The organism is Streptomyces sp. NPDC104096 (assembly GCF_055584385.1).
This window is the reverse complement of sequence record NZ_JBVJMD010000028.1, coordinates 1-15,257: the sequence shown is the minus strand read 5'-3', so window position 1 is coordinate 15,257 and position 15,257 is coordinate 1. Positions and strand designations below refer to the sequence as shown.

Here is a 15,257-nt window from a genome sequence, read left to right as displayed (position 1 = left end):
CCTGCACCTCCCGGCGTCGACCGCCCCGTACCGATCTCCCGGACGCACCGGCCCACCTCGCGGCGGCGCCCACCACCTCGCCGACCCCGGCCGGCGGCTTCGGCGAGACGGACGAGGCGGCTGCCACCCGCACCGCTCGTCGCCCGGCCGCCCGGCTACCGGCGCCGTTCAAGGCGCGTCCTGAGGACGGCCACATGCGTTCGTCGGCCGACCGTAAGGTAGCCGCCGTGACCGGGACCACCGACAGCGCACTCGCCGAAATCGATCTCCTCCTCGACGAGATCCGGGCCTCTGGCGCGGGCGTCTGCGCCGGCCTCGGCTCGTTGACCGACCTCCGGGCCCGTGAGCCGTCGGCGCTGCCGGGCTGGAGCCGCGGCCACGTCGTCACCCATCTCGCCCGCGGCGCCGACGTCTACCGGTGGCTGCTGGCACTGGCCCGCACCGGCACGGAGCCCGGCCCACGGGCAGACGCCGCCGCTCTGGACCGTGCGCTGCGCGAGGGTGCCGAGCGCTCCGCCGGTGAACTCGTCGCCGACCTGCGCGGCAGCCTCGACCGGCTGCTCGACGAGGCACAAGCCATGCCGACCGAACGCTGGTTCACCCTGGTCACCGCGCTCGCAGGGTGGCGACACCCCGCCTGGTTCACGCTCCAGCGCTGCCGACGCGAACTCGAGACGCACCACGTCGACCTGGACTTGGGTTACACCACAGCCGACTGGCCTTCCGGCTACGTCACATGGGCGCTCGACGACACCATCGCCACGCTCACGGCACGCGACTTCCCGGTTGCCCGCATCCAGGCCACCGACCTCGATCGCGCCTGGACCCTGGCTCCATCCGGCGCCACAGTCACCGGCTCGGGCCGCTCCATCCTCGCCTGGCTCGCCGGACGCGGCACGGACACGCGGCTGCGGTCGGACGTTCCGCTACCGACCCCGCCGGTGTGGCCGCTCCCCCCGACGCCGGGCTGGGCCTGAGCCCGACCTGCCGGAGCCGGCACACCGTGGCGCCTTCGCCGGTCGAGCTCGCGCATGAGACGGCCGACGATCGGCGTCCAGACGGCGCGGACCACGCTCTCCTTGGCGCTCATGCGGCTGTACGGGCCGCGCACGCGCGGGAATCGCCGTACGACGCGATCTCGGTGAGCGAACTGTGCGGCAGCCTGCCACGCACCGGACCTCGACCCCGGCGAGGGCGTCTGGTCCATGCTGCGGCGCAGTAGCCGGATCGACACCGCCTTCACTGACTCCGACCACCTCATCAGTACGCTCCGGCACGGTCTCGGCCAGATCCTGTACCGCAGCAACCTCGTCAATGGATGCCCCCCCGGAACCGGCCTCATCTTGACGACGTCACCGCCACAACGTCAGAAGAGGAGGCCGGCCGAGGCACCCTGCGGGAGGCTTTCGAGGATCGGGCGCAGCCACGGGCTGCGGACGGCCGGTAGCCGGACCAAGGTGTGCTGGAAAATTTCCCGGTCGGCCCGGATCAGGCGGTTGGGGAGCAGCGGGAGCGGGTCGTCGCGGAGGACGTCCTGGGGTATGCGGCCCGACGCGGGAACCGGCAAGTACGGCTGGGGAGAGACCAGCCACAGCCATACCCCCAGCGGGAGGGGCACCAGGTATGCCGACGCAGTCGGGCCGGTGGGGGTCCAGGTCCGACCTGTCTGGGGGTGGACCGGTACGAGGAGGATGTCGACGCCCGCGTCCGGGGAGGGCTGTCCGGGTCCGGCCAGGGCGGCACGCCGCTTCGGGGGGCCGGCGGGCAACAGGGCGTCGAGTGCGCGTTGGAACACGTCCGTGGCCAGTCCGCCCGGGACCCCCACCGGCTGCCCTTGGGAGGCAACCAGCAGGTGGGCGAGCGCATGGCCGGCTGCCGCCTCCCACTGCGGACTCCACGACCAGTAGTGGTACGAACCCATCCGTCCTCCCCACGCGGCGATCGGCTCGAACGGGGGCGTTCCCTCCCCCTTCTCTGCCAGCTCCGCCCAGGACAGGGGGGCGGGGTGTATACCGCCGACGGCGACGCGGTGCACGGCGTCCGAGCTGAGCCGCACCGCCTGCCAGAGCGAACAGTCGTCGACCCTGGTCGCCACGGGGAGGCCGCAGGTCTCGCAGGCCATGTTGGGCCCGTCGGCTCCGTCGAGGCCGCAGCAGGCACCGCCGCGCTTCTCCGGAATCAGTCGGGTTCCACGGATGTCACCGGGTGCGATGAGACTCGCCCCGGGTGTGCTGTCGGAGAGGGCGTGGACCGGCGCGTAGATGCCGCGTGCCTCCGCCTCGGCCGGATCGATCTCGTCCCACATCCGCCACGGCCCGCCCCAGGGGTCCGGGTCCACGGCAAACGTCCCCGACTGCATGAGCACCGGGAGCTGGGCCCCGTTCCCGTACTTCTGACGGGCGTGGACCGGCAGTGAGACCGGAGTCAGCGGAGTGGTCAACTCGGCGCCGCACCCCGCACACAAGAAAACGAACAAATGTCCTCCACCTGGGAACCGATGCATCCTCGCAGCTCGTCGGCAGTCGGCCAACGTGTTTTCTCATCCGTGGCGGGAACCGCTTATCTCCGGTCGTGCGGCGGACTGCCGACCCTGGTCGTCGGGGTGGCAGCGGGCGGTCAGGCGTCAGGGTCGACTTCGGGGTGCGTGAACCGCACGGGCTTGCCCAGCGACCGGGCGTAGGCGATTTCGGCCCGGGTGCTGTCTCCGATGTAGTCGCCGACCACGAGCACCTCGTCAGCGAGCCGGATCTTCGCCCGGTGCAGATCGCCGAGTCGAACCTTCAGCGCCTCGGCCTCGACAGGATCGGACCAAAGTTCGTGCGGCGACTTCATGTCACAGCCCGGTTTGACGACAATCCTTCCGGCTTTGGTCTCCCGCAGATCGGCCTCGGTCATCTCGGTCATGAAGCGGGTGGAGCCACAGATCACGACGATACGCGGGAGGCTGAGCTGCTTCTTCGCGTCGGCGAGCTTCTCCTCGGGGGTGAGCAGCTGGGGGTGTGACACCGGTTCCTCCTGGTGGTGTGGTCCGAGGGGTGCCCGCGGAGACGAGAACGAGGGCGTCCAAGATCGTTTTGTGACGAACGATGTGGACACCCTCGCGACAGCACTCTATGCGACGACTGAAGACACTCCACCCCGGTGGAATGCGGCCGCTCCCGCGAGACCGTCAAACGCTCCGACCTGGCAGGCTGGGTCGAATACGGCTGCTGCGCCAGCCACAGCCGCCTTTTCCGGGGCCTGCGCCCGCACCTGGTGTGCACCCTTCAGGCCTGCCCATCGCCTTCGTCCTGACCGGGGCCAAGGCCGGCGAACGCGAGACCCTCCTCGACCTCCTGGCTGCCGAATGCGAGCTTCTGCGAGAGTGCCCCCGACAGACTCTCATCGGCGACAAGAACTGCTTCAGCCGTGGTTTCGAACCCGAACTGTCCGAATGTGGAGTCCAGTTGCTACGGTCGGTCCGTAAAGGTGAACGGGAACGGCCTGGCGCAGCCCTGTTCAAGCCGCTGCGGCAGGTCATCGAATCGATCAACGAGACCTTCAAGGGACAGCCTCACCTCGAACGGCACCGAGGGCGCACACCCGGAGGGGTCATAGCCCGCGGCATGCAACGCAACCTCGCGCCGACCGCCGCGGTCCGGCACAACGACGCCATCGGACAAACCGTCCTACGCTCGCTGATCGCCTACGATCACCGACCCGCTGGAATAGATCATCTGGACGTTGTCGACCGTCGATGCCTCCGAGCCCGGTGACGCCATCGCCCAGTTCATCAGCAACAGCAGGGGGACTTTGATCCAAGGCGCCGTGGTCTTGCTGACTGCCGTGCACGCACAGGACTTGGCAAAGCGATCGGCTGTCTTCCTCTCTCGGTGATGCTGCCGGGGTCCGTGGCTGCTTCGCCCGCGTCGTGGCGGGTTGTCTGCGTCTTGTTCGTGGGGGCGGGTGTGCTGAGAGACTGCTTGTCCATGAGGGGATTTGAGGGCGGGCAGGGTGGCGTCGGTGCGGGTGTGAGTTTCGGGTTGCTGGCTGCGTGGGCAGTGCACGATGCGGAGGAAGTGGTCTTGGTGCCGCGGTGGGCGCGTTCCGAGGTGCCCGGGCTGCGAGGACGGTTTCCGTGGGTACCGGATCGGATATGGCGGCACCTGGAGTCCGTCGACGAGCGAGAGTTCGCGACCGCGGTTGCCGGGATGGCCGTCGTGGTGGCCGCGGCGGCGGCCGACGGGTACCGCACCGGCGGGCGCTCCGCCTTCTACCAGGGGGCCCTCAACGGATTTGGGCTGCACGGTCTGGTGCATCTGGCGCAGGCCGCCGTGGTCCGCGGATACACGCCGGGCTCGGCCACCTCCCCGGTGGTGGTCATTCCCTTCACGCTGTGGGCCCGTGGCCGGCTGCGGCGGGCCGGGGTGCTGCGCCCGGCGCGTCCCCGCGACGTCGTGCAGGGCCTCGCGTTGGCCGCGGCTGCCACGGTCGCAACGCACGTCATGGCGGGACGGGCTGTCGGCCGGAACCGCACACCATCTCGGACTCGATCACCTGGACGGGGGCGTCGCACGTGAACACGCCGTCGCCTGGGCTCGGGCGGGGGAGCGTGAAGCTCCGGGCCGACGGCAGATGGGGTGAGCGGTCGTTGCAGTAGTCGTCGGGCGAGTTTGCGGTCAGGTGATCGTCGGCCCTTGTGACGGTCCCTGACTCTGCTGTGGCCCCAGTCGTGGGGCGGGCTTGGCGGACTCATTGTCCGTGGTTGCTCCGAAGGCGGCCTGCCAGGCCTCGGTGAGTTGGTTCCGGGCGGCTTCCAGGCCTGTGGCTGTGTTGCCTCCTGGAACGGCGACCCGGCGGATGACGTCGTCCCATCGGACCCCCCCTCGATCAGTCGGCCCAGGGCGAGCAGGCCCTGCGTGACGAGTTGCTGCGCCAGTTCCCTCGACAGTGGGGCGCCTCGTTCCTGTTGCGCGTCGACCATGGCCCGAGCGGCACCGGCCAGCAGGGCAGGGCCGCAGGATGCCAGGTCCGTCGCGGTCCGCCCCTGACTCTCGTCAATGCCGTGCTGCTCGCCCTGGCTGTGCAGTTCTTCGATGCGGATTCCCCGTCGGCAGGCGCTCTTCTGGCGCTCTTTCGCGAGGCTGCCCCGTAACCGTCTGGTCCCTGGACCGGAGACACACCGGTGGCACGGCCGGGTCCGCCCGCGACCTCGTGCCCATGATGCCCACGGGTTCGCGGGCGGCCGGGCGATGGCTTGCGCCATCCCCGGCCCACGATCCCGGACCGAGCAGAAGTCCTGGAACTCGCCCAAGGGACGTTGCGGGACCGGCGGTCCGCGTCCGCCGGCCTCATGCCGAACCGGTCCCACGGGCTGTCCTCGATGCCGGACCTGGTCGCCGAAATGGCGGTCAGGCCAAAAGCACCGCCGGTGCGTCGGGTGCGCCGGTGGGGTACTCGGCGGATGTCATGGTCATCAGACGCGCACCGATCGTCGTGCACCCTCCTTCCCGTTCGGGAGGGCGGAGGGTGACGGTGCGCGCGAACGGCCGGGACGAGATCCTCGGCACCGCTCACAGCGACCACGACCTGGTCGTCTTCCTGCAGAACGCAGGCATCGACGACCCCGACCCTGTCCTGGACAACGCCCGGTGGGTCGAATGGCGCGGCGCCCGCCCCCACCGGTGGAACGCCGCCTGAGTCCCTGCCCGCTGCGGTCCCAGGCCGCTGGATATGCGCGAGCGATCGTCAGCTCAGGATGGGGACCAGACCGAGGGCGAAGAGCACGTAGAAGCCGGCCGTGGCGGCGAGGCGTGCGGGGGTGAGCTTGTGTGCGCGCATGGTGAGCAGCAGGTAGACGATCGCCGCGATGGTGATCAGGCCGGACCACAGGAGCGCGCCGTCGAAGTGCCATTCCGTGAAGAGCAGGCCCAGCCCCGAGGGGACGGTCGCCTGGATCATCATGGCGCCTGAGATGTTGGCCAGGGCGAGCCGGGTCTTTCCCTGGCGCACCCAGATGACCGCGTTCATGATCTCGGGGAGTTCGGTGGCGATGGGGGACAGCAGCAGGGCCGTCACGGACGCGGACAGACCGATCATGGGGCCGATGGCGTCGAGCTGCTTCACGAACAGCTGCGAGGCGAAGAAGATCACTGTGAGGGTGAGGAGTGTCTGGGCGATGACGGCCCAAGTGGTGGGGGAGGCCGCCTTGGGCTGGAACTTCAGCGGTTCCAGCTCTTCCTCTTCGCCGTCCTCGTCCTGGCCGCCGCGGATCTCGCGCCAGAAGTAGACCGCGTAGGCGGCGAAGAACAGCAGGCCCAGAGCGGGCTTGAACGCGAAGGCGACGAGGCCGAGCGCCACCTTCACGACGAAGATCGGCAAGAACCACTTCTGGTCCTTGGCCAGCCGCTTCATGTCCTTCTCACTGCCCAGAACGTTTTCGGCATCCAGGCAGACGTCCGGGTCCGAGGGGGGCGTTCCCGTGGTGGCGAGGACGCCGACCCGCTCCCGACGGCGCTTGAGCAGCAGCATCGCGCCGGTCACGCCGTAGGCGACGGTGGCCAGCGCCAGCGGGCCGCCCATCGCGGCGCCCACACCGATGTTCTTGGCCTCCTCGGTGGCGCCTGTGGTGACGGCGACGAGGGTGACCACCGATTCGGGCAGCGCGGTGCCGAACGCGGCCAGGATCGTGCCGACCGCCATCCTCCCCACGTTCAGGCGCTCGCCCAGCCACTCCACGGCGTTGACGAACCACTCGCAGGAGAGATAGATCGCAACCGCGCAGACGATCAGCAATACGAAATGGATCACAAGTCTCGTTCCGCCTTCCCGCACCGGCGGGGCTTCGAGACGACCGAGCGAAAAAGGGATGGCGGCAGCTTCGACCCCGCCGACACGCCATACGTCGTCGGCAACGGGCCGAAGGTCTCGCCCACCCGCACACGTCACACGTGCGGGCCCGGTCGCCGGGAACCCGACGCGGGGTTCCAGTGTGTCGGCGACCGGTACTGGGGCTGCTCCCCTTCGCACTGCCCATCGTACGCATCAAGCCACACTGATGTGACACTTGCTTCTGCATTAGACGTAACACCTGTTACTTCATGCTGGTGAATGGCTTATCGATGATGCGGCTGGTGTGCTGGTCGTGCGCGCCGGGGCGAGGGCGTGACGCTGCGTGCCGCAGGGCGGGCGCCGCGGGATGCGGCCCGGTTCTGGGCGAGGTCCGGCGCCCGGCATGACGTAGGCGAGAGGCACCCGTCACTGACAGATCTGTGATTCTGTTAGTGTCCTCCGCAAATAGAGCTGCGATTCTTTTTGTGGGAGGTGTGGTGCCTCGGCTCACCGACGCGCGCAAGGAACTCAGGCGTACGCAGATCGCCGAGGCCGCCGTCCGCTGCTTCAGCCGCAACGGCCTGGAACGGACCTCGATCGCCGACATCAGTGCCGAGTCCGGCCTCTCGACCGGCTCGATCTATGCGCACTACCGCAACAAAGCCGACCTGGTCCGGGCCGCCGCCTGCGAGGTGCTCGCCAAACGCGCCGACGTCCTCGATCAGTACGCCGCGGTCGACGCACCACCCGACCCCGACGAACTGCTCTCCCGCCTGATCGCCGCGATCGACCCCGCCGAGGCCCGGGTCGGCGTGCAGACCTGGGGCGAGGCGACCACCGACCCGGACATCCGCGCCATCGTCGTCGACATGACCGACCGGATGCGCGCGATGCTGCACGACTGCGTCACGGCCTGGCTGGTGAAGCTCCAACACCACGAGCCGGACCGAGCCAGGGAGCGCGCCACCCCGATCGCCCACCGGGTCATGGCGCTCTACCAGGCCGAACTGCTGTACACCGCCTTGCGGACACCGACCGAGGAGACAGCGTCATGATCACTCTGACCGCTTCGTTAGCCGCCCGCACCGTTTTCCGGATCGGCTACGGCGCCATGCAGCTCGAGCGCCTGCACGACCGCCGCGAAGAGGCCGTGGCGCTGCTGCGCCGCGCGGTCGAGCTGGGCGTCGACCACGTGGACACCGCCGAGTTCTACGGCTTCGGATTCGTCAACGACGTGATCCGCGAGGCACTGCGCCCCCAGGACGATGTCCTGGTCGTCACGAAGGTGGGGGCCGACCCCAACCCCGGCGGGCACCTGCCGCTGCGTCCGGCACAGCGGCCCGAGCAGCTGCGCGCCAGCGTCGAGGACAACCTGCGCAGCCTGGGCGTCGACCGGCTCGCGGTCGTCAACCTGCGCCGCCTGGACGCCGGCCCCGGGCTGCGCCCCGAGGGGGACCAGGCCGTCGACCTCGACGACCAGCTCGCGGTGATGACCGCCCTGCGCGACGAGGGCAAGATCGGCGCGATCGGCCTGAGCAGCGTCACCCTCGACGGCCTGCGCCGCGCCCTGCCCGTCGGCGTCGTCTGCGTCCAGAACGCCTACAGTCTCGTCTCCCGCGACGACGAGGACATGCTGCGGCTGTGCGCGGCCGAGGGCATCGCCTGGGTGCCGTTCTTCCCGCTCGGCGGGTCCTTCCCCAGCCTGCCCAAGGCAACCGACGAGCCGGCGGTGCACGCCGTCGCCGAGTCCCTGGGCGTCACCCCCTCCCAGGTCGGCCTCGCCTGGCTGCTGCACCACGCCCCGAACGTGCTGCTCATCCCCGGCACCGCCAACGCCGCCCACCTGGAAGCCAACGTCGCGGTCGGCGAGATCACCCTCGACGCCGCGGCCCTCGCCACCCTCGACGGCATCGAGTCCCGCTCCAGCGACGTCACCATCGGCTGACCGGAACCACGCGGCCCGGCTCACGGCCGCGCCCACGCCGAACACTCCAGGAACCGCCGAGCCCCGCCGGGAAACCCCGCGCTGTCCGACACCGAGGACGGATCATGAAGGCCATCATCTATCGCGACAACGGCGCTGCCGACGTTCTCCAGTACGTCGACCGTGACGTGCCCGAACCCGGCCCCGGCGAGGTGCGCGTACGGGTCGCCGTGTCCGGGGTCAACCCGACCGACTGGCAGGCGCGCTCCGGTGCCGGCCACCCCAAACACTTCTTCGAGGTCACCCCGCACCTCGACGGCGCCGGCACGATCGACGCCGTCGGTGAGGGTATCGACCACAGCCGGGTCGGTCAGCGCGTCTGGCTGTTCATGGCCGCCGCCGGGCGGCCCACCGGCACCGCCGCCGAGTTCACCGTCGTGCCCGCCGAACAGGCCGTGCCGCTGCCCGACGAGGTCGGCTTCGACATCGGCGCCTCACTCGGCGTCCCCGCGCTGACCGCGCACCGGGCGCTCACCGTCGCCGAGGACGGGCCGAGCCGGCTACGGCCCGGGGCACTTCGCGGGAAGGTGGTGCTCGCCGCGGGCGGGGCCGGAGCGGTCGGACACGCGGTGATCCAGCTCGCCCGATGGGCCGGCGCCACCGTGATCAGCACGGTCAGCGGCCCGGAGAAAGCACGGCTGGCCACCGCCGCCGGAGCCCACCACGTGATCAACTACCGCGAGGGCGACCCGGCCGCCGACATCCGCAAGATCACCCCGGACGGCGTCGACATCATTGCCGAGGTGGCGCTCGGCGCGAACCTCGCCCTCGACCTTGCCGTACTGCGAACACGCGGCACGATCTCGACCTACGCCAACGACGGCGGCACCCCGGTCGAACTGGACGTACTGCAGAACATGGTGCTCAACGCACGCTTCCAGTTCCTGATCCTCTACTTCGCCGGCCCCGAGGCACGTGCCGCGGCCGCCCAGGACGTCGCCGCCGCAGTGCGCGACGGCGCGCTGCCGGTCGGCGAGGAACACGGCCTGCCGCTGACCCGCTTTCCCCTCGACCGCACCGCCGACGCCCACCGAGCGGCCGAGAGCCGCGCGGTCGGCAAGGTACTGGTGGACGTTCGGATCTGACGTCCGGTCGGCCATCGCGCGGACGGCGCGGCCGCCGGGGCAACCCGGCATGGTGCGGCCGGATGGTGGCGTCACCCCCGCCCCCTCTCCGGCCCGCCACGGCCACTTCACACCTCAAGGCGTCTCATCGTGCCCCGTCGGTTCTTCAACTTCTGTCATGAGGCAACCGGTTGGGCCGTGCGACGGAATCGGTCACTGGTCTTCTGCCGGAGCGCGGCTTCCAGCCGGTCGCGAGCCTCGGTCTGGGCCGCGATGCGTTCGTTGAGGACCGCCAGCCGCTCCAGCGCGACCCGCAGCCCCTTGTCCGAGGGCTCGGCGGCAGCCACGTCGCCGTCCAGGCAGGGCAGGAACACCTGCACGTCGTCGAGGGTGAGTCCGGCGGCCAGCAGGTAGCGGATGTTGCGCACCCGCACGATCGCCTCCTTCCCGTAGACGCGGTAGCCGTTGGAGGCCCGCTCGGAGGAGAGCAGCCCGGCCTGCTCATAGTGTCGTAGCGCACGCGCGGTCGTACCGGTCGTCCTGGCCAGCTCGCCGATCTGCACCCGTTCCACCTCCCGGCCCACTCCTATCACGCCACGACCGCGCCGCCGTCGACGGGGATCACGACGCCGGTGACGAACGATGCCGCCGGTGCAGCAAGCTGGGTGATCGCCCAGGCCACCTCCTCGGGTCGGCCGATCCGGCCCAGCGGAGTCTGTGCCAACTGCCATTCCCGCACTGAGGCCATGCGCTCCGGTGTCAGGCCCTGATGTTCGCCCATGGGAGTGTCGATCGCGCCCGGGGCGACGGCCACGACCCGGATCCCGCGGGGTGCCAGTTCGACCGCCCAGCTGCGGGTCAGCGATTCCAGGGCGGTCTTGGTCGAGGCATAGACCGAGTTGCCAGGCCAGGCCCGCTGCCCTACCGACGTACTGACGTTGACGATCGTCCCGTGCGCCCTCTTCAGGACCGGTAGCGCAGCTTGGGTCAGCAGGATGGGGGCGATCAGGTTGGTGGCAAGCTGCGACGCGATGATCTCCGGCGCCAGCATGCCGAGAACGCCGCCGCGCACGATGCCGGCATTGTTGACCAGCACGTCCAATCGGCCATGGGCCTCCAGTACGGCCTGGACGACGCGTTCGGGCCCGCCCTCGGCAGTGATGTCGGCGGCCAACGGTGTGATCCGGTGATGCCCGGCAGCGGTCTCCTCGAGCGGTTCGGCGCGCCGTCCGATCGCGATCACCTGGGCGCCCTCCGCGGCGAAGGCGCGGGCGGTGGCCCGGCCGATCCCGGTGCCGGCCCCGGTGACGGCGACGACCCTGCTGCTGCGCGGTGCGGTGCTGTTCATGCCGGTCATCGTTCAACCCTGCCGCCAGCGGCAAGGTCAAGCAGCTACAGACCGGCTCCGGCCAGAAGCTCTTCCGCCTGCTCACGACTGCGCGCTGCGGGAGTGGGAGCTGGTGCTGGGCAGACGTCGGGCTGCCGGGCGAAGGCCAGGAACCACCTCGGTCGGGGGTCGTCCGTCTCCAGTGCGGTCGCCAGGTCGTCGCGCAGGGCGGACGGAGTGTCGGCGCGGGCTGCGACGGCATTGCGGACGAAAATGTCCGGGTCCTCGGCCAAGTGATCACGGAGGCTGATGGGCAGGGCCGGATGGTCGGCAAGGGCTTCCCAGACCTCCGACTCCGGATCGGTGGCCATGTCCGCTGACGGCTCTGCATACCGAACCGCAGCGGCACGGGTCGCACGATCGGCCGACAGTCCCGGCAGAAGGTCCGACGGCGGAGCGTACGCGTGGACGGCTGCCCTTCTGATCTCAGGCTCCGGGTCGGTCAACCACGCCCGAAGGACCTGCTCGGGTGCATCTCGCCAATGCTGGACGACCGACGCGCGCACCCGCGGTTCCGGATCCGCAGCCAGGCTTGCGAGGATGTGTGGTTCCAGCTGCTCGTTCATCGCCAGGAACTCGCGCACCACGGGATCGGCATCCTCCGAGAGCCGGACGAGGAGGCCGGGAGGGTCATCGGACGCATTGGCGGCGAGCGCCGCCCGAACCTCAGCCTGAGGCAGTCCGGCCAGTCGCTCTCTCACCCCGGCGGGCAACGACGAGTTGGCGGCGAGAGTTCGGGCCGAGCCCAGCGCGATGATTTCCTCGATCAGCTCCATGGGCAGATCCCGCCGCAGAGCTACGCAACGACGCGCGCCGGGGTGGTGGACGAGACGGTGCAGCAGATCCGAGTGGAGTCCCTCTTGGGCAGCCAGCTCCTGGAGCTCGACATCCAGACTCATGGCCTGAAGGCCAGGCGACTTGAAGGCTCGCGTCAGCCGTCGTCGGTGGATTCTCCTGGTGGTGGTGGAAGGCGTGCGCGCTCCCCCCCGTATGGACGTGGTCCTACGGGCGGGGTGGCAGGCGCTCGGTGTTCCGGGCGCCACTCGGACTGTGTCGCGTTCGACGGTCGGGGCAGGCCGGCGCGTGAGCGGGAGGCAGCACGCGCGAGGGGCGTACGGGCCGTGCGAGCCGGAGGGGCGGCTGTTGTCCGTCCAGGTGAATGACCGGCCGCATCCGGGCGATCAGCGCCGTTCCGTGCCGGCCGGCGGGGCAGGCCTTGTGGTGACCCTGAGCCACGGCTCCGGCAGGGCTGCCCTGATCTGTTCCGCAAGTGAATTCCGAGTGGTGGAGAGTCATTCATGGTGACAAAAATCCGGTCTGCGACCGTCCGGTTCCTCGTTGCGAGTGCTGTTTCCATGGCCGCGCTGACAGGATGTGCGAAGGCGCGCATCGAAGCGGCAGGCGGCGAGGCGAGTTCTTCCGTGGCGGCCGCTCCGGCTCCGACGAGCCAGGTCGACACGGATGCGGCGAAGGCTCTGCGCGAGGAATTGTCGCGCGTCGGTCCCAAGAAATTCACTGCCGCGTACTACAAGCCGGGCAAGGTTCAGCACATTGTTCTTTTCGAATTCAAGCCGGGTACATCCGCAAAGAAACAGGCTGAGACGATGAGGCGGTTCCGTTCCCTGAGAACCGATGCGGTCCGCCACGGCAGACCGTACATCACGTCTCTGGAGTCAGGCACCCAGTCAAGCGGAGAGGGGCTGGGGAGAGGGATGCAGCAGGGCTACATCGTGACGTTCGCATCCGAAGGAGATCGGAATTACTACGTGGGAAAACCCATTGTCACCGATCCGGAATTCTATGACCCGGCACACGAGTCGTTCAAGAATTTCGTCCGACCGCTGCTTCAGGGTGCCATCGTCTTTGATTTCAGCCCAGGTCGTTCATGAGGGTCCGCCGGCACGTCGGCGGACCCTCCGCCGCCCGGGCATGCTCCACCGCCTGATCGGGAGGGCCGTGGCCGTGACGAGTCGATCCGGGCGTCAGCCGACGGTGAGGACCATCCGGAAGCGGGCCTTGCCGGCGAGCATCTTCTGATAGGCCTCGTCCGCGCGGTCCAGCGGCACGGTCTCGGTCATCGGGCGGATGTTGTGCAGGGCGCTGAAGGCCATGGTGTCCTCCACGTCCTGTGAGGTGCCGGACGGGTGCCCCCGGACGACGTAGCCGCTCAGCAGGAGCTGGGCCGGGGTGACCCCGAGCGGCTCGGTGTCGGCTCCGATGACCACGAGCTCACCGCGGGGGGCCAGGCCGGACACGGTGGAGGTGATCGCCTCGGAGTTGCCCGCGGTGGCCAGGACGACCTTGGCGCCGCCGAGGGACTGCAGCGCCTCGGCGGTCGGAGTGCCGGAGGTGCTGTCGATGTAGTGGTGGGCGCCGAGCTGCTTGGCGAAGTCGGCCTTCTCGGCGCCGCGCGCGATTCCCACGGTCTCGAAGCCCATGGCGGCCGCGTACTGCACCCCCAGGTGTCCCAGGCCGCCGAGGCCGAGCACCGCGACCAGATCTCCCGGCCGCGCGGAGCTGCGCCGGAGCCCGTTGAAGACCGTCACGCCCGCGCAGGCCAGCGGTCCCGCGTCGACCGCCGAGAGCGCGTCGGGGATCCGGGCGAGCGCGTCCACGGGCGCGACGACCTTCTCGGCGAATCCCCCGTCGTACGTCCATCCCGGGACCTGAAGGCTCCGGCACACGATGAAATCACCCTCACGGCAGGGCTTGCAGTGCCCGCAGCTGCCGCCGAACCAGCCGACCGCGACCCGGTCGCCGACCTGCCATCCCTGGTCCTGAGCGGCTGCGCCCAGTTCCTCGATGCGGCCGGCGATCTCGTGCCCGGGCACCTCGGGGAACGAGAGGCCCGGCAGCCCGTTGCCCACGAAGATCGCATCGCTGTGGCAGACGCCGCACGCCTCCACGGCGATCCTGACCTGGCGGGGGCCCAGCTGCGACGTCTCTCGCTCGGCCATTTCGAACGTGCCGTTCGGGGTGGTGACCTGCGCGACTCGATACGTACTCATCTCAGCGCTCCTCGGGGAAGTGGTCGCCGTACATCGGCAGGTGGCTCAGGGACTGTTCGCGGGTGGCTTCCTGCTCGATGACGTCCCAGTGTTCCGCCAGGACGCCGTCCTCGACGCGGAGGAAGTCGACGGCGACCCACGGGGCGACCCGAGCGTGTCCCGAGAAGCGGCCGCGCACCATGACCATGTCGCCCTCGGCCATGACCAGCTCGTACTCGTGTCTCAGGTCCGGCGGAAGGCTCCTGACGAGGTCGAAGAGCCCGTCCCGCCCGGGCGCGATATGGGCGCTGTGCTGGATGTAGCCGGGGGACCAGAAACGTTCGGCCGCGGCGTAGTCCCGCTTGTTGAACAAAGTGTCGAAAGCGTCGAGGACGACAGCCTTGTTCTTCTCTTCGAGGGCGCTCATGGGGGAAACCGCCTTCTGTGTGCCGCGCACGGAGCCGGGCGCAGGCAGCCGGAAAGCAATGCGGAGCCACGTCGATCAACGACGGTGTCCAGTGCCACGATACGTAGGTTTCGGAACATCCACAGTTTCGGATCCTCCCCGGTTGCCGGGGCGAGACCCCGGCCGCTCGGGAAGATCCCGGGACGCCTGACGATGGAAGGGTGGTCAGCCGGACGGTCGAGGAGTCGCCGCCGCTGTCCCACGCTACGGCCCGGGGGACGGCTGCATGGACCTGCCCGGCGACCTGGACTCGATGCTCCGCACCGAGGAAGTGCCCTCCGCCCGGAGCCCGGAGCCCGGGGCGGGGAAGGCACTTCCACGGCTCCGTACCGATGACGGCAGCGCCCGAACGAGACGGCGAGACTAGGGCGTGTTTCGAAAGTCCCGTCTGCCCGGCGACGCCTGGCACGCACTCCCCCAGAGGGGGCACCCCCAGCCGCGTTGTCGGGATCGCCCCGATACATCCAGTATCGGGGCGACCCTCCGCCTTGCGATCGCACGCACCAGACGCCGCCGGGCCCGCCCTTCGGGCGGACGACGCCACTTTCGAAACACGCCC

Annotated in this window: 15 protein-coding genes and 2 pseudogenes; 8 read left to right on the top strand and 9 right to left on the bottom strand. The window is 69.7% G+C overall.

All coding sequences use genetic code 11. The features are described 5' to 3' along the window. Positions 1 to 227: 227 nt before the first annotated feature. On the top strand, positions 228 to 977 hold the full coding sequence (locus ACZ60B_RS25740; protein WP_469390792.1) for a maleylpyruvate isomerase family mycothiol-dependent enzyme: 750 nt from the start codon (positions 228 to 230) through the stop codon (positions 975 to 977). A 389-nt stretch (positions 978 to 1,366) separates the two neighbouring features. Here the strand turns inward: ACZ60B_RS25740 and ACZ60B_RS25735 are convergent, their stop codons facing one another. After that, positions 1,367 to 2,476: a hypothetical protein gene (locus ACZ60B_RS25735; protein WP_469390790.1), complete on the bottom strand. Its 1,110-nt coding sequence runs from the start codon at positions 2,474 to 2,476 to the stop codon at positions 1,367 to 1,369. 140 nt (positions 2,477 to 2,616) lie between these two features. Continuing rightward, a complete protein-coding gene (locus ACZ60B_RS25730; RefSeq protein WP_469390788.1) occupies positions 2,617 to 3,006 on the bottom strand; it encodes a hypothetical protein in 390 nt (129 codons plus the stop codon). Positions 3,007 to 3,132: 126 nt separating this feature from the next. Here ACZ60B_RS25730 and ACZ60B_RS25725 point away from each other — a divergent pair. Both ACZ60B_RS25725 and ACZ60B_RS25720 read left to right on the top strand, forming a co-directional pair. After that, positions 3,133 to 3,695, top strand: a pseudogene (locus ACZ60B_RS25725) (transposase); the annotation flags it as partial. 273 nt (positions 3,696 to 3,968) lie between these two features. After that, complete coding sequence (locus tag ACZ60B_RS25720) at positions 3,969 to 4,559, top strand: HXXEE domain-containing protein (protein WP_469390786.1); 591 nt, start codon at positions 3,969 to 3,971, stop codon at positions 4,557 to 4,559. A gap of 314 nt (positions 4,560 to 4,873) precedes the next feature. Here ACZ60B_RS25720 and ACZ60B_RS25715 read toward each other — a convergent pair. Then, a pseudogene (locus ACZ60B_RS25715) lies at positions 4,874 to 5,245 on the bottom strand (pyrroline-5-carboxylate reductase dimerization domain-containing protein); the annotation flags it as partial. Positions 5,246 to 5,454: 209 nt separating this feature from the next. Here ACZ60B_RS25715 and ACZ60B_RS25710 point away from each other — a divergent pair. Beyond that, complete coding sequence (locus ACZ60B_RS25710; protein WP_469390961.1) at positions 5,455 to 5,679, top strand: hypothetical protein; 225 nt, start codon at positions 5,455 to 5,457, stop codon at positions 5,677 to 5,679. Between the two features lie 48 nt (positions 5,680 to 5,727). On the opposite strand, the gene ACZ60B_RS25705 is transcribed toward ACZ60B_RS25710, so the two are convergent. After that, on the bottom strand, positions 5,728 to 6,789 hold the full coding sequence (locus tag ACZ60B_RS25705; protein WP_469390784.1) for a sodium:calcium antiporter: 1,062 nt from the start codon (positions 6,787 to 6,789) through the stop codon (positions 5,728 to 5,730). Positions 6,790 to 7,307: 518 nt separating this feature from the next. Between ACZ60B_RS25705 and ACZ60B_RS25700 the strand changes: the two genes are divergently transcribed. The 3 genes from ACZ60B_RS25700 (at position 7,308) to ACZ60B_RS25690 (ending at position 9,879) form a co-directional block, all read left to right on the top strand. Next, on the top strand, positions 7,308 to 7,865 hold the full coding sequence (locus ACZ60B_RS25700; protein WP_469390782.1) for a TetR/AcrR family transcriptional regulator: 558 nt from the start codon (positions 7,308 to 7,310) through the stop codon (positions 7,863 to 7,865). Next, positions 7,862 to 8,755 carry an aldo/keto reductase gene (locus ACZ60B_RS25695; RefSeq protein ID WP_469390780.1) on the top strand — a complete coding sequence of 298 codons (894 nt, stop codon included), beginning with the start codon at positions 7,862 to 7,864 and terminating at the stop codon, positions 8,753 to 8,755. The genes ACZ60B_RS25700 and ACZ60B_RS25695 overlap by 4 nt, the downstream gene beginning before the upstream one ends. A 104-nt stretch (positions 8,756 to 8,859) precedes the next feature. Then, entirely contained in the window at positions 8,860 to 9,879 is a 1,020-nt protein-coding gene (locus ACZ60B_RS25690; protein ID WP_469390778.1) for an NADPH:quinone reductase, read from the top strand. 155 nt (positions 9,880 to 10,034) lie between these two features. On the opposite strand, the gene ACZ60B_RS25685 is transcribed toward ACZ60B_RS25690, so the two are convergent. The 3 genes from ACZ60B_RS25685 to ACZ60B_RS25675 are packed head-to-tail and all read right to left on the bottom strand — an operon-like array spanning position 10,035 to position 12,021. After that, the gene (locus tag ACZ60B_RS25685) at positions 10,035 to 10,421 is read right to left on the bottom strand and encodes a MerR family transcriptional regulator (RefSeq protein ID WP_469390959.1); all 387 of its coding nucleotides are present in this window, start codon (positions 10,419 to 10,421) and stop codon (positions 10,035 to 10,037) included. 26 nt (positions 10,422 to 10,447) lie between these two features. Next, positions 10,448 to 11,215, bottom strand: a complete 768-nt coding sequence (locus ACZ60B_RS25680; protein ID WP_469390775.1) for an SDR family NAD(P)-dependent oxidoreductase — start codon at positions 11,213 to 11,215, stop codon at positions 10,448 to 10,450. A gap of 35 nt (positions 11,216 to 11,250) precedes the next feature. Further along, on the bottom strand, positions 11,251 to 12,021 hold the full coding sequence (locus ACZ60B_RS25675; RefSeq protein WP_469390773.1) for a hypothetical protein: 771 nt from the start codon (positions 12,019 to 12,021) through the stop codon (positions 11,251 to 11,253). 522 nt (positions 12,022 to 12,543) lie between these two features. On the opposite strand from ACZ60B_RS25675, the gene ACZ60B_RS25670 reads away from it, so the two are divergent. Further along, positions 12,544 to 13,134, top strand: coding sequence for a Dabb family protein (locus ACZ60B_RS25670; protein WP_469390771.1), 591 nt, complete (start codon positions 12,544 to 12,546; stop codon positions 13,132 to 13,134). A gap of 93 nt (positions 13,135 to 13,227) precedes the next feature. On the opposite strand, the gene ACZ60B_RS25665 is transcribed toward ACZ60B_RS25670, so the two are convergent. Both ACZ60B_RS25665 and ACZ60B_RS25660 read right to left on the bottom strand, forming a co-directional pair. After that, a complete protein-coding gene (locus ACZ60B_RS25665) occupies positions 13,228 to 14,253 on the bottom strand; it encodes an alcohol dehydrogenase (protein ID WP_469390769.1) in 1,026 nt (341 codons plus the stop codon). Between the two features lies 1 nt (position 14,254). Then, positions 14,255 to 14,659, bottom strand: a complete 405-nt coding sequence (locus ACZ60B_RS25660; RefSeq protein ID WP_469390767.1) for a nuclear transport factor 2 family protein — start codon at positions 14,657 to 14,659, stop codon at positions 14,255 to 14,257. Positions 14,660 to 15,257 lie beyond the last annotated feature (598 nt).